Origin of the sequence: Hymenobacter latericoloratus (assembly GCF_014199535.1) — a bacterium.
GTDB lineage: Bacteria > Bacteroidota > Bacteroidia > Cytophagales > Hymenobacteraceae > Hymenobacter > Hymenobacter latericoloratus.
Genome location: NZ_JACHNV010000001.1, coordinates 543,998 through 568,755, shown reverse-complemented (window position 1 = coordinate 568,755; position 24,758 = coordinate 543,998). Strand labels below are relative to the sequence as shown.

Sequence of the window (24,758 nt, the reverse complement as noted above, 5' to 3'; positions counted from 1 at the left end):
GGCTCTTTCTTACGGGCTAACCAAGCACAGGGTATAGCGTGGCGCTTACCTGAGCCGGCCACCTTCCGCACCCGTGCCACTTGTTACGTCCGGCTGCCCCAGTGCCCCGGGGAAAGCCGCTTTCGCTGCCCAGCATTTTGCTTATTTTGGCCGCCGACTACCGGCCTTATCCGTGCCCAGGTTTTCTGTGGTCACGGGCAGTACTATCATTTCCCATTTATGCGCTTCTACCTTATCCTGGGCAGTATTTGCCTACTGGCCCTGCCGCTGCGTAGTACGGCCCAAGAGCCCTCCACCCGCCCAGCCCTGGTTACTACCCCACCGGCACAACCCTTGCCCGTTGCGGCCGCGGACAGCGTTGCCCGGTTTCCCGGGGGCTTGGAAGCCCTCCGCACGTATCTTACTTCGGCACCCTTCCCGGCTAGCTTCCAGCCTTCCAGCACGCCAGCGCGGGTGTACGTCGAGTTTGTGGTATCTCCCACGGGCCAGGTATCACACGTTACGCCCGTGCAACCCCTGCCCCTCAGCGACCAGCGCCGCCTGCACCAGCAACCCGCCGTACCCGCCGCCCCGGCAGAGCTGCTGAAGGCCGCCGCCGACTTAATTGCCGCAATGCCCGCCTGGACCCCAGCCGTACGCAATGGCAAACCCGATTTTTCGGTGCAGCGGGTGCCGGTGGTGTTTGGCGGCACCCCCGAGGCTATTCCTCTGGTTAATACCGGCGAGTTGCCGGCCTTGGGACCCAGGGCCCTGGAAATGGTAGCGCGCGCACTGCGCTACCCGCCCAGCGCTATTCATAACAGAGTTCAGGGCGTAGTGTTGGTGTACGTAGAAGTGTCGGAGCAGGGAAGGCCGGAAAAGGTAGAGATAGTACGTTCTGTTTCCCAGGGCGTAGATGCCGCAACCAAGCGCGCCGTAGAAGCCGCTCTGCCGTGCCAGCCAGTTCGGTACAACGGGCGCCCCGTGCGAGTATGCCAGTTGTTTCCTGTGACTTTCAGGACTTTTTAATTCCTGCCCCGCGGGCAAGGGGCTACCTTCCTGTTTTGTTGCCGGGCCGCGGGGTTATGTAGCCGCCTCAAACACTACCCCCGCAAAATCTACCACGGCGCGGCGCGTCAGCTCGGGCTCCTCGAAGTAGCCCAGGTGGCCTACGTTGCTCAGGAGCAGGGCGTGGCTTTGGGCAGGTAGGGCCAACTGGGGCAGCAGCGCGTCGGTGGGCACGGCCACGTCGTCTTTGCCGGCAATGAACAGCACCGGGAAGCGGGCCTCCCGCAGCACTTTGGTGCGGTCGGGGCGGTTTTTCATGGCTTCCAGGGCGCCCAGCACGGTGGCCTCGGGCGTGGCGCGGCCAATATCCTCCAGAAACTCGCGCTGCTCCAGCAGCTGCTCCCGGTTGGCGGGGGCAAACAGCGGCCGGATAAACGACTCCATAAACTTCTCGACCCCGTGGCGGCGCACAAAGTCCTGGTTTTTGTCGCGGTTGGCCTTTTTCTCTTCCGAGTCAGGCAGGGCCGTGGAGTGGAACAGCACCAGTCCGGCCACCATATCGGGGTAGCGCTCCGCGAAAGCCAACGCCACGTAGCCGCCCATGCTGTGGCACACCAGCAGCGCCCGCTCCACGTTTTTCTGGCGCAGCTGCTCCGCCACGTAGCGGGCCTGGGCCTCCATGGAGTAGTCGCGGATGTCGTGCACGTTGGTGCCGTGCCCGAGCAGATTGAGCGTAAGCAGGCGGTAGCCCTCGGGAAAGTCGCGGGTAAATTCCGTCCAGACCTCCCGGCTTTCAGCAAAACCGTGCAGGAAAAGAATAGTAGGTTGGGAAGATGACATAAGAAAAGCACCGCTGCGCAAGCGGCTATGCAGATTGAACGGGCACAATTACGCACTTTTGCCCGGTTCGTTATGCGCCTCCCCCACCCGTATGGCCTTTATTCAACGTCAGTATCTGCACTACCTCATTGCCGCAACTGCTGGCTTATTCGTTGCCCTGCTGGGCCGGTTTGTATTCGCCAGCGATGCTCTTGATGATGCCGGCGGACTGCTGATGCTCTGCTTTCTGCTCCTGGTTCCCATGGCCCTCGGAGCTACTACGGCCCATTTCATCCCACCAACTGCCACCAAAACCTGGAGCCTGGTACTGGGCCCGGTCGTGACGGTGATGCTATTCTTAGTTACGGCACTGCTGTTTCATCTGGAGGGCATGATCTGCGTGCTGGTTATTTCGCCCCTCTTTCTTTTCACTTCCTGGCTAGGTGCCTTCCTCTACACTACCCTCACAAAAGGCCGGTCCAACGACCAGAATACCTACGTGGTAGCTGCTTTTGCGCTATTACCGTTTCTTTTGGCCCCCCTGGAGGGCCTGCTGACCGCCCCTCATGACTTCCGCCGAGTGGAAAATACTATCGTTATTCAAGCTCCTCCGGCGGTAGTCTGGCAGCACATTATCCGGGTGCCGCCTATTCAGGCCCAGGATCTGGGCCCTAGCCTGGTAGATGATTTTGGGTTTCCGCGGCCCGTAGAAGCCACGCTTAGCCACGAAGGGGTGGGCGGAGTGCGCCGCGCTACCTTTGAGCGGGGCGTAGAGTTTATTGAAACCATAGATCTGTGGGAGCCTCAGCGGCGACTATCGTTCAGCATTGTACCCAACACGGCCACTATTCCGCCCACTACCTTCGACGAGCACGTTACCGTAGGCGGCCGCTTCTTTGATGTGCTGCGCGGTACCTACCAGCTGGAACCCGCCGGCCCCGGCCGCACCCGGCTCATTCTCTACAGCCAGCAGCGCCTAAGCACCCGTCTCAACCCCTACGCCGGCCTCTGGACCGACTACGTGATGAGCGAGATACAGCGGCGTATCCTGACGGTCATCCGGCAGCGCTGCGAAGCACCGGCCGCTGCTCCCTCGGTATAGCACAAGAGCCAGCGGCCCGGGGCCGCTGGCTCTCGTCGTGATGTACCAGGGGTGTGGCAGGCGCTACTTAGGCGGCTACTGCTTCTTTTTGCTTCACCAGCTGCACGCTGGCCGAGAGCTTCACGTCGTCGCCGAGCACGATGGAACCGGCTTCGGTTACGGCGTGGAAAGTCAGACCGAACTCCTTGCGGTTGATTTTGCCGCTAATTTCAAAGCCGGCCTTTTCGTTGCCGTAGAAGTCGGTGGCCACGCCGCCAAACTCCACATCGAGGGTTACGGGCTTGGTCACGTCCTTGATGGTCATGTTGCCCGTCAGCTTGTACTCGTCGTCGCCTTTGGCGGTCAGCGAGGTCGAGGTGAAAGTGATTTGGGGATAGGTAGCGGCGTCGAAGAAGTCGTTGTTGCGCAGGTGCTCGTCGCGCTGCTCCTGGTTGGTGTCGATGCTGTTCACGTCCAAGGCAAACGTGATGCGCGCATTCTCGAAGCTGTCGTTTTCGGTTACAGCCTGGCCCTCAAACTTCTTGAACGAGCCCGTAACGGTGGAAATAACGAGGTGCTTGATTTTGAACTGTACTTCGGAGTGGGTGGGGTCGATAACCCAAGTGGTAGTAGCCATGGTAGTAGGCGTTGCGGTTAAGTACACTGTGCAGACTCTAGGGCACCGGCCCCGCTGAATCCGGAACAAATGTAGAGACATTTATTTGATTGATGTACCTACACGAATAAATATTTTTTCGTTCCCTACCTCACTAAACGCTCCAAACCCGAAGCAGCGGCGGCTACTCCGGGTTTGAATGCGGCAACGCTACCCCCGCAGCGGCGGTTAGTGTAGAAAGTTACCTTTGCTTCCCGCCGCTTCGGCGGCCCGACTACCTACCGTTATGAACGAGCAACTCATTGTCAAAAACTTTGGCCCCATCAAAGACGCCACCGTGGACTTCAAGAAAGTGACGGTGTTCATCGGGCCCACGGGTGGAGGAAAGAGCACGCTGGCGAAGCTGGCGGCGGTGCTCAGAGATGTAGATTTTTATGCGCAACAAAATGGGCCTGAATATCTTTTTGACTACTACAGCCTAGAAGATTATTTTAATTCAAGCAGTGCATTAGAATTAAGTAGGGGTAGGTACAAAGTAAAAGCGAAAGGCCGTCGTATTACATACGATCATAATACGCGTCGCTTAATAAACAGCCAAGTAAAGCAAGCTACCCAGGTATTCAACAAACAATCTACAGACAAAATACCTGAATTAGCTAAGACAATAAGAGCTACAGCTAAGTCGACAGAACTAGTATCAACAGAAATAGATGAAATAGTAGAAAACATAAAATCAATAACAGACACATTAATACATGAGACAAGCTTAGAAATATTAAAATTAGTTTTCTCCAAAATATTCTTTTACAAACATCCTGTCTATATACCATCTGAAAGAATATTTGTATCTGCTCTTAACAATTCTTGGGCTGGCCTAATGCGAGATGATATAGGACTACCAGCTCCACTGTTGACTTTCGCTAATAACTATGCTCAAATTCGCTCAGAAGTAAATGCCTTACACCTACCTATGTTCGACGTAAAATACATACACAGAAAAGACGAGGATTTTATCGAAATAAAAAACAATAAAAAATTAATCAATCTACACAATGCTGCTAGTGGGATTCAGTCAGTGGCCCCCCTATTAGTTTTAATAGAACACCTTGCTAAAAGTAACGAGCAAGCGCAAAGCTTTATTATTGAAGAACCGGAATTAAACCTATATCCAACTACGCAGCAAGGACTATTAAACTGGCTTGTAGAGAAATGTACAACTGGTGAAAATGATTTGACAATCACAACTCATAGTCCTTACATACTTTCTCACCTAAACCTACTTCTCTATGCTTACCAAGTAGCCGAGAGGCACCCCGACCGCGCGGATGATGTTGCGAAAATTGTGCCGCGGGAAAGCTGGATCAACCCGAAGGAATTTGCTGCTTATCATGTGGAAGGTCAGAAGGAAAATGGGGTACACTCCATTGTAAATCCAGAGACTGGACTTATCAGCTACAATGACTTGGATGCACTGGCGGGAAACAGCGCCACTGAGTTCGACCAGTTGTTAGACATTAATGCAGGGCTGGAAGCAGAATGATTCGTCGTATCACTACTGCCTTTCAGCAGCAGCTTCAGCAACAACCGTGTCTGGAGCAACATAGCCATGCCAGCTCATTTGTGCACGACCCGCCTCCACCCCCGGCAAGACCGTGCGTGGTGCTTACTGATGCGCGACGAGCTAAGTCTGATTTACATGTACTGAACCCGGAGCAACGGCAGATTCACTTTCTTGCCATTGATAAATGCCTGTATGGTGATGGAGACTCCGAGCGTTGCGACTGCGCCCTGATCATCAACCAGCAGCTGCACTTCATAGAATTCAAAACCTCCGCAGCCGACCGTAACACGGGGCCGGGTGAGTGTATCCGGCAACTCGCCGCCTCAATCTGCGAGTTATACGACCGAGAAATAATTGAGCCTGGAGAAACGGTGTTTGCTTACGCCTGCGTCGGCTTCACCCGCGAAATACCCTACAACGGTGCCCGGCTTCGAGAACAGCAGGCCATCCTTGCCGATAAAGTTAGCCCTCGTCGGATACGTCTGCGCTTCTTAGTAGAAAGCCAGATCAAAGTAGTATAAACAGCAAAAAGCCCCGCTAGACGAATCCAGCAGGGCTTTTCGATGATATCAATATCAGCAACTTACAGCAGCACCGATTCTACTGGAACTTGGGCGGCTACTTTGCCGGCCATTTCGCGGAGGGCGGTGGCAATACCGTCGGCGTCGAAGCCGCATTCTTTGTAGAGTTCATCCTGGGTGCCGTGCTCCACGATGCGGTCCGGGATGCCGAGGCGGCGCACGGGGAGGGCGTAGCCGTGGTCGGCGAGGAACTCCAGCACGGCGGCCCCGAAACCACCTTGCAAGCAGCCATCTTCTACGGTTACAATAGCCTTATACTGGCGGGCAATGCGGTGCAGTAGTTCCTCATCCAGGGGCTTGCAGAAGCGCATGTCGTAGTGGCCGGGGTTGAGGCCTTCGGCGAGCAGCTTGTCGGTGGCCTTTACGGCGTAGTTCCCGATGTGGCCGATGCTGAGCACGGCCACGCCTTCGCCCTCGCGCACCACCCGGCCCGTGCCAATGGCGAGCTTCTTCAGAGGCTTGCGCCACTCGGGCATAACGCCTTCGCCGCGGGGGTAGCGGATGCTGAACGGACCGGCGTTTTCGGGCAGGGTAGCCGTGTACATCAGGTTACGCAACTCCTCCTCGTTCATGGGCGCCGAAACGACCATGTTCGGGATGCAGCGCATATAGGCGAGGTCGTAGCAGCCGTGGTGGGTGGGGCCGTCGGCACCGGCAAAACCGGCGCGGTCGAGGCAGAAGACGACGTGCAGGTTCTGCAGGGCCACATCGTGCAGCACCTGGTCGTAGGCGCGCTGCATGAAGGAGCTGTAGATGTTGCAGAACGGCACCAGCCCTTGCGTGGCTAGGCCCGCCGAGAAGGTCACGGCGTGCTGCTCGGCAATGCCCACGTCGAAGGCGCGGTCGGGCATCTGCTTCATCATGAGGTTGAGCGAGCAGCCCGAGGGCATGGCCGGCGTCACGCCCATGATTGTGGAGTTCTGCTCGGCCAGCTCCACAATAGTTTCCCCGAACACATCCTGGTACTTGGGCGGCTGGGGCTTCTCGTAGGTTTTCTTGTGGATTTCGCCTGTCACCTTATCGAACAGGCCGGGGGCGTGCCACAGGGTCTGGTCTTTCTCGGCCAGGGCGTAGCCTTTGCCCTTCACCGTCACGCAGTGCAGCAGCTTGGGGCCCGGGATGCTCTTGAGGTCCTGTAGAATAGTAGCCAGGTGCTGCACATCGTGCCCATCTACCGGGCCGAAGTAGCGGAAGTTCAGGGCCTCGAACAGGTTGCTTTGCTTGAGCAGGGTCGCCTTCATGGCCGACTCCACTTTGCGGGCAATCTGCTGGGGGTTGGGGCCAAACTTGCTGAGCTTGCCCAGCACGTTCCACAGCTCGTCGCGCACCTTGTTGTAGGTACGGGAGGTAGTGATATCGGTGAGGTATTCCTTGAGCGCGCCCACGTTGGGGTCAATGCTCATGCAGTTGTCGTTGAGGATAACCAGCAGGTTGGACTTCTCGACGCCGGCGTGGTTCAGGGCCTCGAAGGCCATGCCGGCCGTCATGGCCCCGTCGCCGATAACGGCAATGTGCTGGCGGTCAAACTCCTTTTTGTAGTCCGAGGCCACGGCCATGCCCAGGGCGGCCCCGATGCTGGTGGAGCTGTGGCCTACCCCGAAGGCGTCGTAGGCACTTTCGCTGCGCTTCGGGAAGCCCGACATGCCCTTGTAGCGGCGGTTGGTCGGGAACCGGTCGCGGCGGCCGGTGAGGATTTTGTGACCGTAGGCCTGGTGTCCCACGTCCCACACCAGCTGGTCGTGGGGCGTATTGAAGACGTAGTGCAGGGCTACCGTCAGCTCTACTACCCCCAGGGAAGCCCCGAAGTGCCCGCCATAAATCGAGACGGAATCAATAATGAACTGCCGCAGCTCCTGGCTAACCTGAACCAACTGGTCCGGGCTGAGCTTCTTGAGGTCGTCGGGGGAATTAATTTCCGCCAGCAGGGCACCAGGTTCAACAATCATGCGCAGGGGGTAGAAAAGGGGGATAAGTAGCAAGGCAACAGGCAGCTAAAGCAAAAGGTTAAGCTTGTTTCAGGCCACTGATGCACAGAGTGAACAAAGTTACGGCTTTTCCAGCCGAGCGGTTGAACTGCTGAGTTGCGAAATTAGGAGGTGATGGGGTGAAGAGGTAAATGGTGACAGGGGACAAGGGGTGATGGGTAATAGGGATCTTTGCGGACTGGCGGCAGACGCCTCGCCGAAGGCGAGAAGTCTGCCGCCAGTCCGCAAAGATCCCTATTACCCATCACCTCATCACCTATTCACTACACGTTAACATCCTCCCCTACCCGAATCCGTACCTTTACTGTTCGTACCACCCCCTTTCCGCCGCATGCCTCAGCTCACCACTACCCAGACCGAAGACCAGCAGCTGCTGGATAAGCTTCGTCCTTCGCGGATTATTCTGCCGGTACTGATTGGATTAGGGGTGGTGGGCTTCATGTTCTGGCGCAGCTACCAGCCCGGCGACCTGGCCCCGCTGGCCGATGCCAAGCCCGTGTGGCTGCTGGTAATGCTGGTGGTGCTGGTGGCCCGCGACGCCGGCTATGTGTACCGCATCCGCTACCTCACCCAGAAAGTGCTGAGCTGGCGGGCCGCCCTGGATGTGATTATGCTTTGGGAATTTTCTTCGTGCGTGCTCCCCTCGGCGGTGGGCGGAACGGCCGTGGCCCCGGTGCTGCTGCACAAGGAAGGTATTCCGCTGGGCAAATCGGTGGCCTACATTATGGCTACGGCCATGCTCGATAACCTGTATTATGTGCTGGCCGTGCCGCTGGTAGTGCTCATCGGTGGCGACGCCCTCTACCCCCACGAGGCCCTGCAAGGCGGGTTGGTGGCGACCCTGAGGGTAGGGTTTATCCTGAGCTATGTGTTCGTGACGGTGTACGCCCTGCTGATGATGTACGCCATTTTCATCAACCCCCAGGCCGTGAAGCGGCTGTTGGTACGCCTGTTCTCGGTGCGCGGCATCCGGCGCTTCCGCAGCAAGGCCTACAAAATGGGCAACGAGATGGTGCTGGCTTCGGCCGAGCTGCGCGGCAACGGGCTGGCGTACTGGCTGCGGGCCTGCCTGAGCACGGCTTTCGTCTGGACGGCCCGTTACCTGGTTATCGGGTGCCTGATTGCGGCGTTTATCGACGTGACCTGGCCGGAGTTCTGGCTGATTTTTGGGCGCAACCTCACCTATAAGGTCATTCTGCTGATTGCCATTACGCCCGGCGGCGCCGGCATTGCCGAGGGTGCCTTCCCTACCTTCTTCGGCAAGTTCATCGGCACGCCTACTATGACCAACTTCATGGTCTTGCTCTACCGCGTGGTGACGTATTACCTCTACCTGGTGCTGGGCGCGGTGTTCCTACCCCGCTGGGTGGCCCGCATCTTCGGCAAGCGCAAGGTGGAAGAGGTTATGCACTCTTAGTATATCACTTCGCAAGCAGCACGAAGAATGACGGGTGGTTACTTGGTGGCTTCCAGCGCCGGGGCTGGCTCGGCGGGTTTAGGGCGCTGGTAGGTTTGCCAGAACTTGGGGCGGTAGGGTGTATGCTTTAGTTGAACCTGCAGAGACTCAGCGAGGCGCGGATCTATGTTGGGGTTTACTGGCAACAAAGCCGTACCGGCAGGCAAGCCGGTGAAATATTCTTCTCCAGCCCCCTGGTAGTAAAAAGTTCTGCCGCCTAGCTTTCGGCCGATTGCCACGCTCTGAAAGGAACTTACGGCCGGATGATAACGGCTATTCGTGCCTTTCTCGTAGAGCACCGTATTCGTGGCCCGGTTATCCGAGAAAACTTCGGTGTACAACCGGGAAATCTGGTTGTTGCGGCCGTAATATTTGTGCGCCACGGCGTTGTAACGCACGGTATCAAACTGCCAGAGAGCCTCGTACCGCACTACGGCGTAGTCGTCCTGGCGCACGTACACTTTGCCGGAATAGCCGGCTTCCAGGTAGGTTCCGGTGCTGCGGTGCGTGGCCCGTTTGACGGTGAAATCAATGACGTACACCGTGCCCTCGCCGTAGCGCCTGATGGTATCCAGCCGTAGCCGATATTTGCCCAGCGTAGCGGATTTGAACAGCGGCGAGGTCCGTACCGGGTCGGAAGTTTCCGCGCCGGAACTTCCGATGGGCAACCCGCTTCTGCGAGTAGAATCCCGGGGCTGTATTATAATGTGCTTCTCCTGTACTCGGTGTTTCTGGAAGGGGCCCATAAACAGAAATCCTCCATCCCGGTGCCGGTAACCCGCCGGCTCAAATAGCTGACTCACATATTCCACTTCCGACTGCAGCGTATCGAAGTTGCTGATGCGGCGGTGAGCGTACACCTGCGCCAGGTAGTCCTGCTGCTCATAATTTGCTTCGGCCGCCTTAATGACTTTCTTCATGATGCGCTTCGGGTCCTGAGACTCGGCACTTACCCGCACGTTGGCCAGGGCAAAAGCCGCGGGCACGAGGTGCATAGTCAACGCGCTGCCCGGCTGGGCGACTAACGTAATCGGCTTATAGCCGATGCTGCTAACCTGAATGATTTCGCCCTGACGCGCCTGCAGCCGGAAGCGGCCGTGAGCATCCGACACGGTGCCGGCGCTGCGGACGGGCACGGCCACGGTAGCGAAGGGCACCGGCTGGTTGGTTTTGCGGTCGAGGATAGTACCGCTCAGGGTAAGCAGAGCGCCAGTTTTGGCGCTAGGGCGAGCCGCCGGGTTCAGCCGACGTGGGGCTTTGGGCTCTCTGGCCGCAGCAGCTACGGGCGTAGCTTCTTCCGCTGCGGCCGCGGTGGCAACTGCTCCGTGGGGCGGATTCACCGATTGTAAGAACAGAAATCCATCGACTACCTCGCTCCAGGGGCCGGCGTGGGGCTTGTACTCGAAGGCGTAGGTAGTCAGCACGCGGCCGGGGGCATCGTGCTTCAGGCTCACGAAACTATATTCCTGCCCCTGGGTCAGCAGTTCGGCTTCCAGGGTACCAGCCGCCGGAACTGGCACATCTTTGTACCCACCCATGCCCAGGAAACCGTGAGTACCGCTACCGGCCAGCGTACCTACTACATACACTGCATCGGGGCCCAAAGCGGCTTTCACGGCTCGGCCCATGGGCTTGTAGGTTTTGATTTCGGCATCTTCCAGCACCTCCACCTTATTGGCAAGGTGAGGCAGCGCGCCCCAACAAATCACCTTTTCCTGGGGGTGCTGGCGCAGGTACCAGAGCAGGTTGTCGGCCATCTGGGCGTCACGGGGGTTGCTGTCGGTGGCGTTGAACTCGGCTTCGGTTTTGGTGCCGGGGTCGTTGGTGGCGTAGTCGTGGGCCAGGGCCTGCAGGCTGCGCAGGTTCTGGAGCCAGAAGGCGGCCCGCTCCCGGCGCTGCGGGTTGGGGCCAGCGGCTACCTTTTCGAGTAGCTTCCGGGCTTTGCCCAGCTGCGCCTTAAAGAGCAAGATCTGGTGGGAGGGCGGGAACAGGAAATTCTCCCCCATTATGCTCAGGCACTCGTCGAGGTAGTCGTAGGCAATGCCGTCGGCGCCTTTTTCGGATTTCAGAAAGGTTTCTAACTCTTCCAGCAGCTCATCTTGGTAAGCACCGCTCAATTGATAGTCGAAACCTGCCACGCGCAAGCGGCCCTTGCCCAGCAGCGGCAGCACCGCCTGAAACTCCTGGGTGCTGGTCCAGACCGGAAACACACTGTTGGCAATGGCTTCCTGCGTGGGCGTACCAGCCTCTATCTGGCGCTGGGCCTTGTCAAGCTCGTAGAAGCCGCTTTCAAACGCCACCGTGGTAAAGCCCATGCGCTGCTGCAGAAACCGGATCAGCCGGACTTTCGCCGCAAACACGTTGCCCTCGCCGTGGGTAGGCTCTCCCAGCATCACCACCCGGGCCTTACCCAACTCTGCCCGCAAAAACTCCAGGTCCTGGAAGCTGGTATCGGCGGGGGCAATGCTACGGACAGCGTGCACTGGCAGCCCGGAAGGCGTAGTTTGGGCCAGCAAACTGCAGGGCGAAAAAATCAGCAGCAGCAACCCAGTTGCTACGCGAAGTAATCCAGAAAGCATATCAGCAGGAATTGAGACGCGAATAAAATCAGGTCAAGCTACCAATTGCCAGCTATATAGCCTTCATCCTATGCTCGCCAGCCTTATTTCTGCCTTGCCTTTACTGCTTATAGAAGCTGAAGCCCTCTGCGTTTCCGTGGCCTTCCAGGCGCAGGTAGTACACGCCCGGCCGCAGCAGCCGCACATCCAGGCGCGTTCCGCCCTCTAAAGTCTGGCCGCTGAGCACCACCTGTCCTACCGGGTTCAGCACCCGATACCGCAGCCCCGAAGCGGCCTGAATGGAGAGCTGGTCCTGCACCGGATTCGGGTAGAACGTAGCAATGGCCCGGCCCTGTACCACTGCTACCCCCAACCATTGGCTGGACCCATCGGCATCTACCTGGCGCAGGCGGTAATACACTGTGCCCACGGGCGGAGCCGTGTCCAGCCAGCTGTACGTGCGCGAAGTGGTGCTGGTGCCCTGGCCCGGCAGGGAGGCTACGGCAGTGAAGTTCCGGCCATTGGAGCTGCGCTGAATTTCAAAGCGGGCGTTGTTCAGCTCGGCGGCGGTGGCCCAGCTCAGGCGCACGCCTTCGGGCTTACCTTCGGCCCGGAAGTGCAGCAGCGTTACGGGCAACGGGTTGGGCGTGGCCGCCGCGCTGGTACTGGCCAGGGTGAATTGGCTAAAGGAAGTAAACGGGCCGGAAGTAAGCGTACCCGCCACAAAGCTGCCGGTACTCGCGGAACCGGAACTAGCACTCCGCCCGATATTCACCCAGCCGTTGCCGTCGTGTTTGGCAACTACCAGGGTGCTGGCGCTGGGGTCCGCTACCTGGTCATCGGGGCCGAAGCTGAGGGTGATGGTGCCCGAAAAACCGTCGGCGCTGGTGAGGGCGGGCGTGGGCGTTACCGTGAAGTAGCGGGTAGCATTCAGGCGGCGCAGGTCGCCGGTCAGGTCTTTGGTGGCAAAGCCGCCCTCGGTTTGGGTAGCCGTGAACGTGGTGGCCCGGCCCAGGCTGCTGATGGTGAGCGTCAGGGGGCGGTAGGCCGGCCCTTGGGCGTCTAGGCGGCCCAGCGGAAACGTGAGGGTAGCGGCGCCGCTGGCCGGGCGGGCTACGGGGCCGTTCACGAAGCTATTATCGGAGCCGCCGGTAGGCTGATTAACCAACGTCAGAACGTTCGTGGCATCGGTATTCAGCCGCCCTGCCGTGAGCTGCAGCACGTTATTGACCGTAACGGGGGTAGCCAGCGTAACACCCTCCGGACTGGTATTGTTGAGTTGCAGGGGAACGTCGTTGCCAAGAAAGGTAGCCGCTGTTGCCGGGCTACCCCAGGCCGCCCCACTGATGCGCTGGGGCCGGGTGCCGTTGAGCACCAGCCGCGCGGTGGTGGTTCCGGCAACTTGGGGCTGAAACCGAAAGGAGCCCTGCACCACGATGTCGGCGGCTACCCGCAACTCATTGCTGGCTGAAGCCGTGAATACGGCGCCAGGTCCTACTATCAAGCTACCCCGTATTGTTATCGGACTGCTGCCGCTTGCGGCGTAGGAGGCATTTGTGATGGTGTTCAGCTTCCTGAATACGACGTTCGGATAGCTTCTTCCGGAGAAGGACAACGTGGTACTGCCAGCTGTTTTGCGCCGGAATTCCCACGTTCCGTTTTCTGTGCCAGGCACCGCAGCCAGGTTTTCTACCAGCCCTGCATGCCCTTGCTCTGTGTAGTGCCGGTAAGTGCCGCCATTGTAGAGGTAGAAATTCGGATTGTCATTCGGAATGTCAATGGTTCCTCTGTCACTGCTGTTCGTCAGCACGCCTTTGTTATAGATGGCTAAGGCGGTTTCCGTGGCGCCCGTCCGGTTCAGCCGCAGTGGAGTGGTGGCCGTATTCAGCACTGAAATTTCGACCAGAATAGAGTCCCCGGCGCCCGGATTGATGGTCAGGGACCGAACCTCGGCCGTGGGGGTAGTAGCCGGCGCCACGGCCCCACCGGCATCGAGTAGCACCGTGTAGCGGCCGGCAACGGTGGCGTGGTCCAGCAGCACGTCGTCGGTGGTGGTCGGCACGGCATCGGTATCCCAGTTGAGGGCGTCAAACCAGCTGTTGGTTCTGGCCCCGCCGTCCCAGCGCACCACGGGCGTTACCACAAACCCCACGCTCCCCGACGAGCCGCCGCCCGGCGCGGGGTTTGCCACCGTTACGGGATAGGTGCCGGCCTGTACCACATCAGAGGCCGGAATGGTGGCTGTCAGTTGGGTAGCGCTTACAAACGTGGTGGGCCGGTCCGCGCCATTGAAGCGCACTACGCTGCCGCTGGTAAACCCGCTGCCCGTTACGGTCAGCACGAAGCCGTTGCTGCCCGCGGCAATGCTGGTGGGGCTTACGGCCGTGAGGACGGGGGTAGGGTTTAAGGCAGAGGTAGCCTGTACCTGGAAATTGTCGATGCGCAGAGGCCCCGAGCCGGAAGCCCCGCTGGCCAGCAGGCGTAGAATAACCGAGGGCTTGTTATTCAGGGCCGTAACGCCCGACAAATCCACCACGTGCTCGGCGAAGGTGCTGACCGCCGGGTTGCTCACGGAAGTAGCGGCAGTAAAATTCGTGCCGCCGTCGGTGCTGTAAGTCACCGTAATGGTGGGCGCACCGGTAGAAGGGCGAAATGACTGGAAGTACAGCTTGTAAGCCGAGTAGCTGCTTAAGTTGGCTCCGGCCAGCGTGAACTGAAAGAAGCGGCTGTTGGTGCCGCTGGAGTTGCTCATGCCCAGCGCTACCCCGGCCGTAGCAGGGCTGAACGCATTAGCCCCTGCAGCAACCCCGCCAAACGTAACGAAGCTTTCGGTGGAGGAAGCCGCGGCCGCAACCCCTGGGGCCGTCACCGGCGCCAAGGTTTCGTAGCTGGTGCCGGAGTTGAAGTCAAAAGCGACGATGGTGCTGGTAGTTTGTGCCTGGCTGGCCAATGGCGCCAGCAGAAACACGATAAGGCGGCAAAGCAAGGCCACTCGGCGGGCTGCCTGGGGTATCAACATATGCACGAACTATGGTTGCTAACAATAGAGCCTATATCGCTCAAGCTCAATCAAAAATAAATATAGTTACAGCATAAACAATTCGCCGGGCCGGAAATTTGCGGCCGGCCGAAGGTCGCCGCCGGGCAGGCGGCCGTGGCTGGCTGTCACTGCCGCCTGCCCGGGCTTTTGCTGCGCCTGACACCGAAAAAAGCCCTTCCACGCAACGTGAAAGGGCTTTTTTGATACTCTGACGCTAAATCAGGTTATTCTTTTTCCAGACGCAGCTCAGCGCCCTGGGGGCTGCGGAGCGTGAGCTTGTCATCGGTGAGAGTTACCACGTCGAAGGTGTTGCTCTGCGAGGCGCCGTCGGGCGTCATGGTGATTTTCTTGCCGGCCTGGTCGAACTCGTACTTGCCGTTTACGGCGCCGGCGGACGAGGTCATGCTGTATTGCTTGTTGGCGAAGAAGGTAATGCGGTCGTCTTCCTGGGCATCCGTCTGCTTTACCTTATCACCAGCAGAATCCAGTTCCTTATCGGTTTTCCAGACTTTGCTTTCGGTGCCATACAGCATATTTACGCCTTCTACTTTGCCTTCTTTGCTGCCGCAGGAGGCCGCAAAAAGGGTCACAAACAGGAGCAGGCTGGCGAGGTAGCGCAAGGGGGAAGCGTGAGTTTTCATGGGGTAGGGAGAATGAGTAAAAGAGAATGTGTGGGTCGGCCGAGTGGCTGACTTTGGGCTTCTTACGCGCCCTTTGCGCAAGATGTTCAGCCCACCCCGGGTTGAGCCTCCAACCTATAACTTATTGCTGGCCTTGGCGTAATAACCGAAACCAACGCCCGCTACCTACTCCGTAGCGGACGCTTTCCTCCACACTTACTTGACTTTACTGCCATGGGACTGTTCGATTTCCTCTCTAACGACGGCGAAAAAAAGCCTGTACAACCTGCCGCTAAACCTGCTGCCGGCGGTGCCACCGATTTTTTTGGTAACGCCAACCAACCCGCAGCCGCTCCGGCTGCTACTCAAGGCGAAACCTACACGGTAGTAAGCGGCGACTCTCTTTCCAAAATCGCCAAGCGCCATTACGGCGACGCTGCCAAATGGCACCAGATTTATGATGCCAACAAAAACATCATCGGCTCCAACCCCGACCACATTGAAGTAGGCCAGGTCCTGACGCTGCCCAAGCTGTAAGCCTTTGCCCTAACTTTGAAATATCCTAAAAAGCCACTCTATCCGGAGTGGCTTTTTTGCTGTTCAACGGTCGGTTTTTGCAAACGCCGAGCACTCAGATTGAGCACCGAGGGCCAATATTTCCGTCGATGGGCAAGGGCCTACCCCTTCGCTTAAACTTAAACCCGGCTGATCCTTCATAGGATTTATTTGTTGTAAATCAGACTATTAACCACGAGTATTAACTACCTCCAAACGCCACAGTAGTTATAGCAAGCGGAAATGATATTTTTCACTCAGCTATTGCATATATCAAAAACGCCGCTATACCTTTGCACTACCAACCCGGTACTCCCCCGCTCGCGGCGGGGTAGTTTTCATAAGATTTATACAGAAGCGGCGAGAGAACAGGCTCCGTGACCCGCTGGCAACCTTCGACCGCGCGAAAGGTGCCAATTCCTGCCCGACCAAGCTTTTGCCGGCGGGGCATATAACTCAGGAGTACCATGGAAAACACCCTCGCTTTCGCCCCCTTCACCCCCACCGCCCCGGTCGCTTTGTTGCGCGCCGCTTTGCCGTGGGGTTTCTGCGTTTCGGTAGCTGCTCTGGCCACTGCTGCAAACCGGCGAATGCGAATGCGCTGCTCTGGCGCCTGTTGTTGCTGTTGCTAGCCCCCCGGCGGCTACCCGGCATCCCTACCCCTTCTTCCGGCCTGAACCCTCGGTGACCCACAGCGGCACCCAGGTTCTGCGCATCCTGACCAGCTTTCGGAGCAACTCCACGCTGGTTCCGGTGCGGCCCGCGCTACGCCTTGTCGTGGCCTATTTCCAGCGTTTTCGCTTCCTATTCCATACCCCAATCGGCCTTTAACCCTGCCCTGCCATGTCCACGCAGAACCTCCACTTCGAGACCCTTCAACTCCACGCCGGCCAGCAGCCCGACCCGGTAACCGGTGCCCGCGCCGTGCCGCTGTACCAGACCACCAGCTACGTGTTCAAAAATGCCGAGCACGGTGCTAATCTGTTTGCGCTGAAAGAGTTTGGCAACATTTACACCCGCCTGATGAACCCCACTACCGACGTGTTCGAGCAGCGGGTAGCGGCCCTGGAAGGTGGGGTAGCAGCTTTGGCCGTTTCCTCGGGGCAGGCCGCGCAATTCATTGCCCTCAACAACATTCTGCAGGCCGGCGACAACTTCGTGAGCACTACCCACCTGTATGGCGGCACGTACAACCAGTTCAAGGTGGCGTTCAAGCGCCTCGGTATTGAGGTGCGCTTCGCCGACGGCGACCAGCCCGAGAAGTTTGAGGACCTGATTGATGAGAACACCAAGGCCCTTTACCTGGAAACCATTGGCAACCCCAGCTTCAGCATCCCGGATTTTGAGCGCATTGCCGCCATTGCCCATAAGCACGACCTACCCCTGATTGTGGACAACACCTTCGGGGCCGGGGGCTACCTTTTCCGCCCGCTGGAGCACGGCGCGCACATCGTGGTAGAATCGGCTACGAAGTGGATTGGTGGCCACGGCACCAGCATTGGGGGCGTGATTGTGGATGGCGGTACCTATGACTTTGGCAACGGCAAGTTCCCGCAGTTCACGGAGCCATCAGAAGGTTACCACGGGCTGGTGTTTAACGACGTGTTCGGGAAGGGCGGGCCGTTCGGCAACATCGCCTTTATCATCCGGGCACGGGTAGAAGGCCTGCGCGACTTTGGCCCCTCGCAGAGCCCGTTCAACGCCTGGCAACTGATTCAGGGTTTGGAAACGCTGAGCCTGCGCGTGGACCGCACCGTGGAAAACGCCCTGCGCGTGGCTACCTGGCTGGAACAGCATCCGCAGGTGGAGGCCGTGAACTACCCCGGCCTTAAGAGCAGCCCCTACCACACCCTGGCCCAGAAGTACCTGAAGCGCGGCTACGGCGGGGTTCTCACCTTCGCCATCAAAGGCAGCAAGGAAACCGCTACGCAGTTTATTGATAACCTGAAGCTGGTAAGCCACCTGGCGAATGTAGGCGACGCCAAGACGCTGATCATTCAGCCCTCGGCCACTACCCACCAGCAACTCTCCGACGAGGAGCAGCGCGCGGCCGGCGTAACGCCCACCCTGCTGCGCCTCTCGGTAGGCATTGAGCACTTTGAAGACATCCGGGCCGATTTGGCGCAAGCTTTTGACGCCGTGCGCAACGCGGCCTCGGTTTCTTCGGAGGAAGCCGGTAGCACCCTGCTGCCCGAGCCGGAAGTAGAACACGCCGCTACGCTGGAAGTCTAGCACTTGAGAGGGGTTGATGCCTGGCGGCAGGTGAGAGAGCCGCCAGGTAGCTTCTTCCAGCACCGCGGTAAGCGGGTAGGCGCTGAAGTTTTTTGTGAGAGAGGAATCTTCAGCAGACAGCCGCCCGCGCTTAGCCGGGGCGGAGCCGGGCAGAATCGGCTCCGCCCGCGGGCTAGGTTTTCGCGCATTACCACCACCATGCGTCAGGATGACGCGGCAAGGATTTTCTCCTGTGAAGACGACTGATACTCCTACGGCTCCTGTGAGAAGCTTCCTGGCGCCGCTTCGGCTGACAGATGCTCCTAGTATGCCTGAGCCCGACGAACCACACCTGTTCCGCCTACCCCGGCCGTTGCGGCTGGAAAGCGGGGCCATGCTGCCCCGGGTAGAAGTTGCTTATCATACTTACGGCCGCCTCAATGCCGCCCGCGACAATGTGGTGTGGGTGTGCCATGCCCTCACGGCTAATGCCGATGTGCTCAGCTGGTGGCCGGGCCTGGTTGGCCCCGGCTGCCACTTCGACCCAGCCGACTGGTTTATTGTGTGTGCCAACGTGCTGGGCTCCTGCTACGGCACTACCGGCCCACTCACCCCCGACCCGCTGACCGAACAGGTAGCCTACCACGAGTTTCCGCTGCTCACCATCCGCGACATGGTAGCGGCTCACGAAGCCCTGCGCGAACACCTGGCCCTGAGCTCCATACATACCCTGATTGGGGGCTCCCTGGGGGGGCAGCAGGCCGTGGAATGGGCAGTGCAACGGCCTGAGCTGTTCGAAAACTTAGTACTGCTGGCCACCAACGCCCGGCACTCAGCCTGGGGCATTGCCTTCAACGAGGCCCAGCGCCTGGCCATCTTCGCCGATCCTTCCTACCCCTCCGCTACGCCTGAAGGCGGCGCGGAGGGCCTACGGGCGGCCCGGGCCATGGCCTTGCTCAGCTACCGCAGCCACCAGGCCTACGGCCAGACCCAGACGGACACCGACGACACGAAACTGACGAACTACCTCGCCAGCTCTTACCAGCGCTACCAAGGCGATAAGTTAGTGAACCGCTTTAACGCCTATAGCTACGTCACGCTGTCAAGGGCCATGGATAGCCACCATGTGGGCCGGGGCCGGGGAAGCGTGAAAGCCGCCCTGGACCGCATCCGGGCCCGCACGCTGGTCATTGGCATTACCTCCGATGTATTGTTCCCGACCTCCGAGCAGCAACTGCTAGTCCGCCACATCCGGGGAGCCATGTACGCCGAAATGGACTCGCACTACGGCCACGACGGCTTCCTGATTGAAACTGCCCAGATTACTCATTTCCTCGACCGATTCTACGTTCAGAGCTATGCCCACTAACACTGCCCCCGTTTCTGCTTCCTTTGTTGCTCGGCCCTGGCGGGTGGGTCTGATTGGGTTTGGCTGTGTAGGCCAGGGCCTCTACGAACTTCTGGATCAGCAGCCCGACGCTGGTTTCTACATTGCCCGCATTGTGGTGAAAACCCCGGACAAGGTTCGGCCGCTTCCAGCCGAGCGGTTTGAGTTCGATGCGGAAGCCCTACTGAACGACGAAACGCTGGATGTGCTGGTAGAGGTAATCGACGATGCTGACGCTGCGTTCCGGCTGGTGGCCGAAGCCTTGCGCCGGGGCCGCCGGGTAGTAACGGCCAACAAAGCCATGCTGGCCCGCCACCTCCCCGAGCTGGTGCAGCTGCAGCGCGAAGGCCAAGGCACCTTATTATATGAGGCAGCCGTGTGTGGCAGTATTCCCATCATCCGGACCCTGGACGCCTATTTCAGTGCAGAGCCACTCAGCCGCCTGACGGGCATCCTCAACGGCTCCTCCAACTACGTGCTCACGCGCATGGGCGAGGAAGGCTCGGAATACTCATCGGCCCTGGCAGAAGCCCAGGAACGAGGTTTTGCCGAAACCGACCCCAGCCTTGACATGGGTGCTTTCGACCCGCGCTCCAAGGCCGTGCTGCTGGCCGCGCACGCCTACGGGGCGTTTCTGCAGCCGGAGCAGGTACTCAACTTGGGCATTGAGGGAATCAGCGCCGTTGATATTGCCTTCGCCGCTAGCCAGGGGCAGAAAATAAAGGTAGTAGCCGGTCTGCAGCGCCTGCCCGATGGCCGCGTGACGGTGTTGGTAACACCTCAGCTGGTCGGCCCTGAGTCGCCGCTATACGCCGTAGACCACGAGTTTAACGGGGTAGTACTTGAAGCCGATTTTGCTGGTGAGCAGTTTCTACGTGGTCGTGGGGCTGGTGGACACCCCACCGGCTCGGCTGTGCTGGCTGATTTAGCGGCCCTCCGGCAGGGTTTTACGTATCAGTATTCCAAAGCGGCTAACCCGCCTACCTACGCCTCCGACCTGGAAGTGGAAATCTACCTCCGCACCGATGAAGACCGCATCATCGACCTGCTCGATTTCAGCGAGATTTCCGAAGAAGCCGACGAGGATGAATATGTAGTAGGCTACGTGGCCCTGGAAAACCTCATCCGTCACCGTGACACTTTGCGCAAATACGGCGCCTTCATCGTCCGCACCGGCCGCCTGCGCCCAATTAGTGTAGCCTCTCTGGCCGAGGAATTTTCGGCGTAGTAGCGCCGATCAAGAAGCGAAAGCCCCACCTGACTGCGTCAGGTGGGGCTTTCTGGTTTACAGAGCAAGCTTAGGTTTCCTACCTAGGGCTCCGGCTCTGATTTGCTACCCCCTGGCGGAACTGAAACTGCTGGAGCGGCAGGAACTGCATCAGCCGCCGGTAGTGAGGATGCTGGACTGATGGGGCGCTGGGTTGAATCGGGCACGGCTTTCAGCAGATCCGGCCGCCAGGTTACTTCGGCAGGAGCTGATAAGCCTTGCAAACCGATACGGCGAGGTAATAGCAGAGCGGTTACTTGCGCCACTCGGCGCGGGTTAAGTGCTGCGGCCAGCAGGGGGCCGGGGGCTCCTACCCCCAGTAAAGGGCGCAGAAAGTCACGCATGGCAAAGAAGGCGGAATCAAGGTAAGTGGGCTCAAATGAGTACGGCACATGACCAGCCCCGCGCAGTCGGCGCAGCACATTGGGCACGCCCACAGCGTTGGCCCTTACGCGGAGGGCGCCACTGCCATACACCAGCTGCGGGGGCAGAGCCGAGCCCACCGTTCCCCGCCCGTAGGGCACCAGTCCGTCGCGGGTGCCGTGCACGCTGCAGAGGGGCACGTCGCCGGCTTCCAGCCAGGAGGCCCGGGCCAAAGCACCACACAGGTTAATAACCCCACGGGGCTTGCTGCTGTAGCCGGGGTGGCCGCCGCTGCCCTCCAGCCCGCCCAGAGCTTTCAGATCAAGGTAGGCGGGCACTTCAGCCGCTTTGTTGAGGTAGCCGGTTTGCAGGGCCATAAAGCCGCCGGCGGAGGACCCGCCCACGAACACATACCCCGGGTGCACCCGAAATTTCTTGGCCGTAGCGGCATCGTGCCGAAAAAACCGCACCGCCGCCCGCATGTCCTGGGTGGCCCGGATGGCTGCCCGCCCAATGCCCACGGTATCAAATGGGAAGAAGTAAAGCCGGTAATCAATGGTAGCCGCTACGTAGCCCAGCCGCGCCAGCCGATTGCAGAGGGCCGTCATCACAGCGTCGTCGCGGGTTCCGGTCAGGAAGCCGCCTTCGTGGGCCAGTACCACCAGCGGCCGGCGGCGCACGGTGTCGCCGGCTGGCTCATACACATCCATGTACAACGTTTGCGAGAGGCCGAGCAACGTGGTAGCCTGCCCAAATTCCACGTTGCGCCGCACGTTCACCTGCCGGAATACGGGCCGATGGTAGCGGCCCCGCGTAGTATCGGGAGCTACCTGGGCCCGCAGGCTGGCGGGCCACAAGCTCAAGCAGAGTAGGAGCAACAGAAGGTAAAATTTCATACGTAAGAGGGTACGAGCTACGCACGCCACCACAAAGATACCACCTGCCCTACCCCCACCCTTGCGTTGAGGTAGCGTTTTTGGCTCTGGGTTTATTTAGGTTTGTGGCGTCTGAATTTCCCTACCCCTCGCTATGCCCACCACTGCCCCCGCTCCCCTCCGCCCCGGCGACCAGGTTGCTATTGTCTGCCCCGCCCGCAAAGCCTCGCACGAGGAACTGGCGGCGGCCGTTGCCACGCTGGAAAGCTGGGGGCTGCGGGTAGTATTAGGAGCCAGCACCAACATTGCTCATCACCAGTTTGGGGGCGACGATGAGGTGCGCCGACAGGATTTTCAGCAGCAGCTCGACAACCCCGACATCCGGGCTATTCTGTGCGCCCGTGGCGGCTACGGTACCCCGCGCATTATTGATGGCCTCGATTTTTCCCGCTTCGCCCAGGACCCTAAGTGGATTGTCGGCTTCTCCGACATTACGACCCTGCATTGCCATCTGCTGAAGCTCGGGCACCAAAGTATCCATGGCGTGATGCCGCTGCTATTCCACCAAGAAGGCGGAGAGGAATCGGTAGAAAGCCTGCGGAAGGCACTGTTTGGCGAAGAGCTCCGCTACACGTTGTCGGCCCACCCGCTCAACCAGCTTGGCACCGCTATCGGTGAGTTAGTGGGCGGCAACCTCAGCCTACTGCAAACCCTCACCGGCACCGCCTCCGATGTATCCACTGCCGGCCGCATCCTGTTTTTAGAGGACATCGATGAATACCTCTACGCCATCGACCGGATGATGCTACACCTGGACCGCACCGGCAAGCTGCGCCATTTGGCCGGTCTGCTGGTAGGGCATTTCACCAACCCTCAGGACAACGCCGTGCCCTACGGCCAGACACCCAACGAAATAATTCAGCACTACGCCGGCAAGTATGGCTTCCCGGTTGCCCACGGCTTTCCCATCGGCCACGAGCCCCAGAACATAGCCCTGATTGTAGGTCGGCAGGCCCGCCTGACTGTAGATGAGGCCGGGGCCCGATTGGAATATCTATAATCCCTACCTCTGTTTGGTATGTCCATCGTCCTTCGTCTTGTATCAGCCGCTGAATTTGCGCCCTACCTCCCTGGCCTGACTGAACTGCTGCAAGATGCTGTTGGTTCGGGTGCGTCGGTAGGGTTTCTGCTGCCCCTAGCTGCTGCTGAGGCTCGGGAGTACTGGCAGGAGATTGAAACAATGCTGCCGTCGGGCAACATACTGCTGGTAGTGGCAGAACAGGATGGCGAGCTGGTAGGCACCGTACAGCTGCACCTAGTTCGGAAAGCCAATGGGCTGCATCGCGCCGAGGTAGCCAAGCTGCTCGTGCATAGCAAAGCCCAGCGCCAAGGCATCGGCCGCCGACTTATGGAGGAAGTAGAGCGGGTAGCACGGCGGCACCACCGCACTACGCTGGTACTGGACACCCTACAGGGCGCCCCCTCCGAGCGGCTGTATCAGAACCTCGGTTACGTACCAGTAGGCGCCATCCCCAACTTTGTGTATAACGAGAGAGGCGAACCGCTTGCCACAGTGTACTACTACAAGCTGTTGAGTTGATAAGCTAAAGCCTACCCCTGCTAAAACGCCAAAGCCCTGACAACTCGCATCGTCAGGGCTTTGGCGTTTTAGCAGAGGTAGGCTACTCGGCGTAAATAGTCGTCAGTAGGGTTTGGCCCACGGCCTTGAGCGTCCGCTTATCGATGATGCTCATATTGTCCTGAGTGGTGTGGTGGTAGGGCTGAAATTCCCCATTAGGCAGGAAGTCGATGACATCAATGGTGCGCACACCAGCCTGGTTCGTGAAAACGTGGTCATCGGTGAGGCCATAACCATCCGTGAACAGGAAGTAATCGGAAAAGCCGAGCTGAGCGGCGTTGTTCCACACTTTTTCTACCACGTCGGCGGCTTTTTCGCGGGAAAGCTGCTCGCGGGTAAACTTGGCGTTTTTGGCTCCTACCATATCCAGCAGAATGCCATAGTTAGGCTTGTAGTTGGCGGGCACCATGTTTTTGGCCCAGTGCTGAGAGCCCAAGCACCAGGTTTCCTGCTGGCCTAGTAGGTTCTTTTTCTCGCCTTGGGTGCTGCCGTCGTAGCCGTAGTCCTCCGAGTCGAACAGAATAAAATCGACCCCAACTCCAGGTGCGGCCGCGTCCTTCTGCAGGGAAAGAATCCGGGCCATTTCCAGGGCAACGCCTACCCCGCTGGCGCCGTCGGAAGCACCATCAAGCGGCTGGTTTTTCTTTTCCTTGTCTTTATCGGCGAAGGGGCGGGTATCCCAGTGGGTGAAGATGGCAATGCGGCGAGGCGCCTGCGGCATGTACTGGGCAATGATGTTGCGTGACTTCAGCATTTTGCCGTCAAAAGCCATGGCCTCAAACGGCTGCTCCTTCACCGTCAGCCCAGCTTCTTTGAACTTGCCGATAATCCAGTCGCCGGTTTGCACGTGAGCCTTGGTGTTAGGCACACGCGGACCAAAAGCCACCTGCTTGGCCGTGTACGCATAGGCCGAGTCCGGGTTGAAGTCCGGTGCTTTAGGTAAGGTAGGCTGGCTGGCCGCGGAGGTTTCGGCTTCGGTGGTTTCCTTTTTAGAGGGGCAGGCCGTGAGCAGCAGCAAGGCTACCATTGCGGCCGGAGCAAGACGAGAAAGAAGGTTCATTCGGGGAGCGTTACCAGCGGCACAAAGCTCCAGCTTTGTACCTCGTTGAACAGTCGGGGTTGCTGCCGCCCGCGCTCAGCACGGGCACGCCGCGAAG

General features: G+C 59.0%; 19 protein-coding genes and 1 riboswitch. Of the genes, 11 read left to right on the top strand and 8 right to left on the bottom strand.

What is annotated here, in order from left to right:
* The first annotated feature begins 219 nt into the window (after positions 1 to 219).
* Positions 220 to 1,008 (top strand): energy transducer TonB, encoded by a 789-nt coding sequence (locus GGU46_RS02490; protein ID WP_183401998.1) that lies wholly within the window; start codon positions 220 to 222, stop codon positions 1,006 to 1,008.
* A gap of 54 nt (positions 1,009 to 1,062) precedes the next feature.
* Here the strand turns inward: GGU46_RS02490 and GGU46_RS02485 are convergent, their stop codons facing one another.
* Entirely contained in the window at positions 1,063 to 1,827 is a 765-nt protein-coding gene (locus tag GGU46_RS02485; protein ID WP_183401997.1) for an alpha/beta fold hydrolase, read from the bottom strand.
* Positions 1,828 to 1,918: 91 nt separating this feature from the next.
* Between GGU46_RS02485 and GGU46_RS02480 the strand changes: the two genes are divergently transcribed.
* Positions 1,919 to 2,908 (top strand): SRPBCC family protein, encoded by a 990-nt coding sequence (locus GGU46_RS02480; protein ID WP_183401996.1) that lies wholly within the window; start codon positions 1,919 to 1,921, stop codon positions 2,906 to 2,908.
* 67 nt (positions 2,909 to 2,975) lie between these two features.
* On the opposite strand, the gene GGU46_RS02475 is transcribed toward GGU46_RS02480, so the two are convergent.
* A complete protein-coding gene (locus GGU46_RS02475; RefSeq protein ID WP_183401995.1) occupies positions 2,976 to 3,524 on the bottom strand; it encodes a YceI family protein in 549 nt (182 codons plus the stop codon).
* A 265-nt stretch (positions 3,525 to 3,789) separates the two neighbouring features.
* Between GGU46_RS02475 and GGU46_RS02470 the strand changes: the two genes are divergently transcribed.
* Both GGU46_RS02470 and GGU46_RS02465 read left to right on the top strand, forming a co-directional pair.
* Positions 3,790 to 5,043 carry an AAA family ATPase gene (locus GGU46_RS02470; protein ID WP_183401994.1) on the top strand — a complete coding sequence of 418 codons (1,254 nt, stop codon included), beginning with the start codon at positions 3,790 to 3,792 and terminating at the stop codon, positions 5,041 to 5,043.
* Positions 5,040 to 5,585 carry a hypothetical protein gene (locus GGU46_RS02465; protein ID WP_183401993.1) on the top strand — a complete coding sequence of 182 codons (546 nt, stop codon included), beginning with the start codon at positions 5,040 to 5,042 and terminating at the stop codon, positions 5,583 to 5,585. Before GGU46_RS02470 ends, GGU46_RS02465 begins: the two co-directional genes overlap by 4 nt.
* A gap of 62 nt (positions 5,586 to 5,647) precedes the next feature.
* On the opposite strand, the gene dxs is transcribed toward GGU46_RS02465, so the two are convergent.
* Positions 5,648 to 7,591, bottom strand: a complete 1,944-nt coding sequence (gene dxs, locus GGU46_RS02460) for a 1-deoxy-D-xylulose-5-phosphate synthase (RefSeq protein WP_183401992.1) — start codon at positions 7,589 to 7,591, stop codon at positions 5,648 to 5,650.
* Between the two features lie 370 nt (positions 7,592 to 7,961).
* Here dxs and GGU46_RS02455 point away from each other — a divergent pair, with 370 nt between their 5' ends.
* Positions 7,962 to 9,047: a lysylphosphatidylglycerol synthase transmembrane domain-containing protein gene (locus tag GGU46_RS02455; protein WP_183401991.1), complete on the top strand. Its 1,086-nt coding sequence runs from the start codon at positions 7,962 to 7,964 to the stop codon at positions 9,045 to 9,047.
* 38 nt (positions 9,048 to 9,085) lie between these two features.
* Here the strand turns inward: GGU46_RS02455 and GGU46_RS02450 are convergent, their stop codons facing one another.
* From GGU46_RS02450 to GGU46_RS02440, 3 genes are all read right to left on the bottom strand, one after another.
* Positions 9,086 to 11,665 carry an erythromycin esterase family protein gene (locus GGU46_RS02450; protein WP_183401990.1) on the bottom strand — a complete coding sequence of 860 codons (2,580 nt, stop codon included), beginning with the start codon at positions 11,663 to 11,665 and terminating at the stop codon, positions 9,086 to 9,088.
* A gap of 100 nt (positions 11,666 to 11,765) precedes the next feature.
* On the bottom strand, positions 11,766 to 14,663 hold the full coding sequence (locus GGU46_RS02445; protein ID WP_183401989.1) for an IPT/TIG domain-containing protein: 2,898 nt from the start codon (positions 14,661 to 14,663) through the stop codon (positions 11,766 to 11,768).
* Between the two features lie 245 nt (positions 14,664 to 14,908).
* Positions 14,909 to 15,325 carry a lipocalin family protein gene (locus GGU46_RS02440; RefSeq protein ID WP_183401988.1) on the bottom strand — a complete coding sequence of 139 codons (417 nt, stop codon included), beginning with the start codon at positions 15,323 to 15,325 and terminating at the stop codon, positions 14,909 to 14,911.
* A 213-nt stretch (positions 15,326 to 15,538) separates the two neighbouring features.
* Here GGU46_RS02440 and GGU46_RS02435 point away from each other — a divergent pair, with 213 nt between their 5' ends.
* The 4 genes from GGU46_RS02435 to GGU46_RS02420 all read left to right on the top strand — a co-directional run bounded on the left by GGU46_RS02435 (position 15,539) and on the right by GGU46_RS02420 (position 20,685).
* Positions 15,539 to 15,841, top strand: a complete 303-nt coding sequence (locus GGU46_RS02435; protein ID WP_183401987.1) for a LysM peptidoglycan-binding domain-containing protein — start codon at positions 15,539 to 15,541, stop codon at positions 15,839 to 15,841.
* A gap of 362 nt (positions 15,842 to 16,203) precedes the next feature.
* A riboswitch (SAM riboswitch) is annotated at positions 16,204 to 16,317 on the top strand.
* A 385-nt stretch (positions 16,318 to 16,702) separates the two neighbouring features.
* Complete coding sequence (locus GGU46_RS02430; RefSeq protein WP_183401986.1) at positions 16,703 to 18,091, top strand: O-acetylhomoserine aminocarboxypropyltransferase/cysteine synthase family protein; 1,389 nt, start codon at positions 16,703 to 16,705, stop codon at positions 18,089 to 18,091.
* A gap of 307 nt (positions 18,092 to 18,398) precedes the next feature.
* Complete coding sequence (metX, locus tag GGU46_RS02425) at positions 18,399 to 19,439, top strand: homoserine O-acetyltransferase MetX (protein ID WP_183401985.1); 1,041 nt, start codon at positions 18,399 to 18,401, stop codon at positions 19,437 to 19,439.
* Positions 19,429 to 20,685, top strand: coding sequence for a homoserine dehydrogenase (locus tag GGU46_RS02420; protein ID WP_183401984.1), 1,257 nt, complete (start codon positions 19,429 to 19,431; stop codon positions 20,683 to 20,685). Before metX ends, GGU46_RS02420 begins: the two co-directional genes overlap by 11 nt.
* Positions 20,686 to 20,768: 83 nt before the next feature.
* On the opposite strand, the gene GGU46_RS02415 is transcribed toward GGU46_RS02420, so the two are convergent.
* Positions 20,769 to 21,983, bottom strand: coding sequence for an alpha/beta hydrolase (locus tag GGU46_RS02415; protein ID WP_183401983.1), 1,215 nt, complete (start codon positions 21,981 to 21,983; stop codon positions 20,769 to 20,771).
* Between the two features lie 133 nt (positions 21,984 to 22,116).
* On the opposite strand from GGU46_RS02415, the gene GGU46_RS02410 reads away from it, so the two are divergent.
* Positions 22,117 to 23,022 carry a S66 peptidase family protein gene (locus GGU46_RS02410; protein ID WP_183401982.1) on the top strand — a complete coding sequence of 302 codons (906 nt, stop codon included), beginning with the start codon at positions 22,117 to 22,119 and terminating at the stop codon, positions 23,020 to 23,022.
* A gap of 18 nt (positions 23,023 to 23,040) precedes the next feature.
* Positions 23,041 to 23,562, top strand: a complete 522-nt coding sequence (locus tag GGU46_RS02405; RefSeq protein WP_183401981.1) for a GNAT family N-acetyltransferase — start codon at positions 23,041 to 23,043, stop codon at positions 23,560 to 23,562.
* Between the two features lie 82 nt (positions 23,563 to 23,644).
* Here the strand turns inward: GGU46_RS02405 and GGU46_RS02400 are convergent, their stop codons facing one another.
* Positions 23,645 to 24,661: a M28 family peptidase gene (locus GGU46_RS02400; protein ID WP_183401980.1), complete on the bottom strand. Its 1,017-nt coding sequence runs from the start codon at positions 24,659 to 24,661 to the stop codon at positions 23,645 to 23,647.
* Between the last annotated feature and the right edge of the window lie 97 nt (positions 24,662 to 24,758).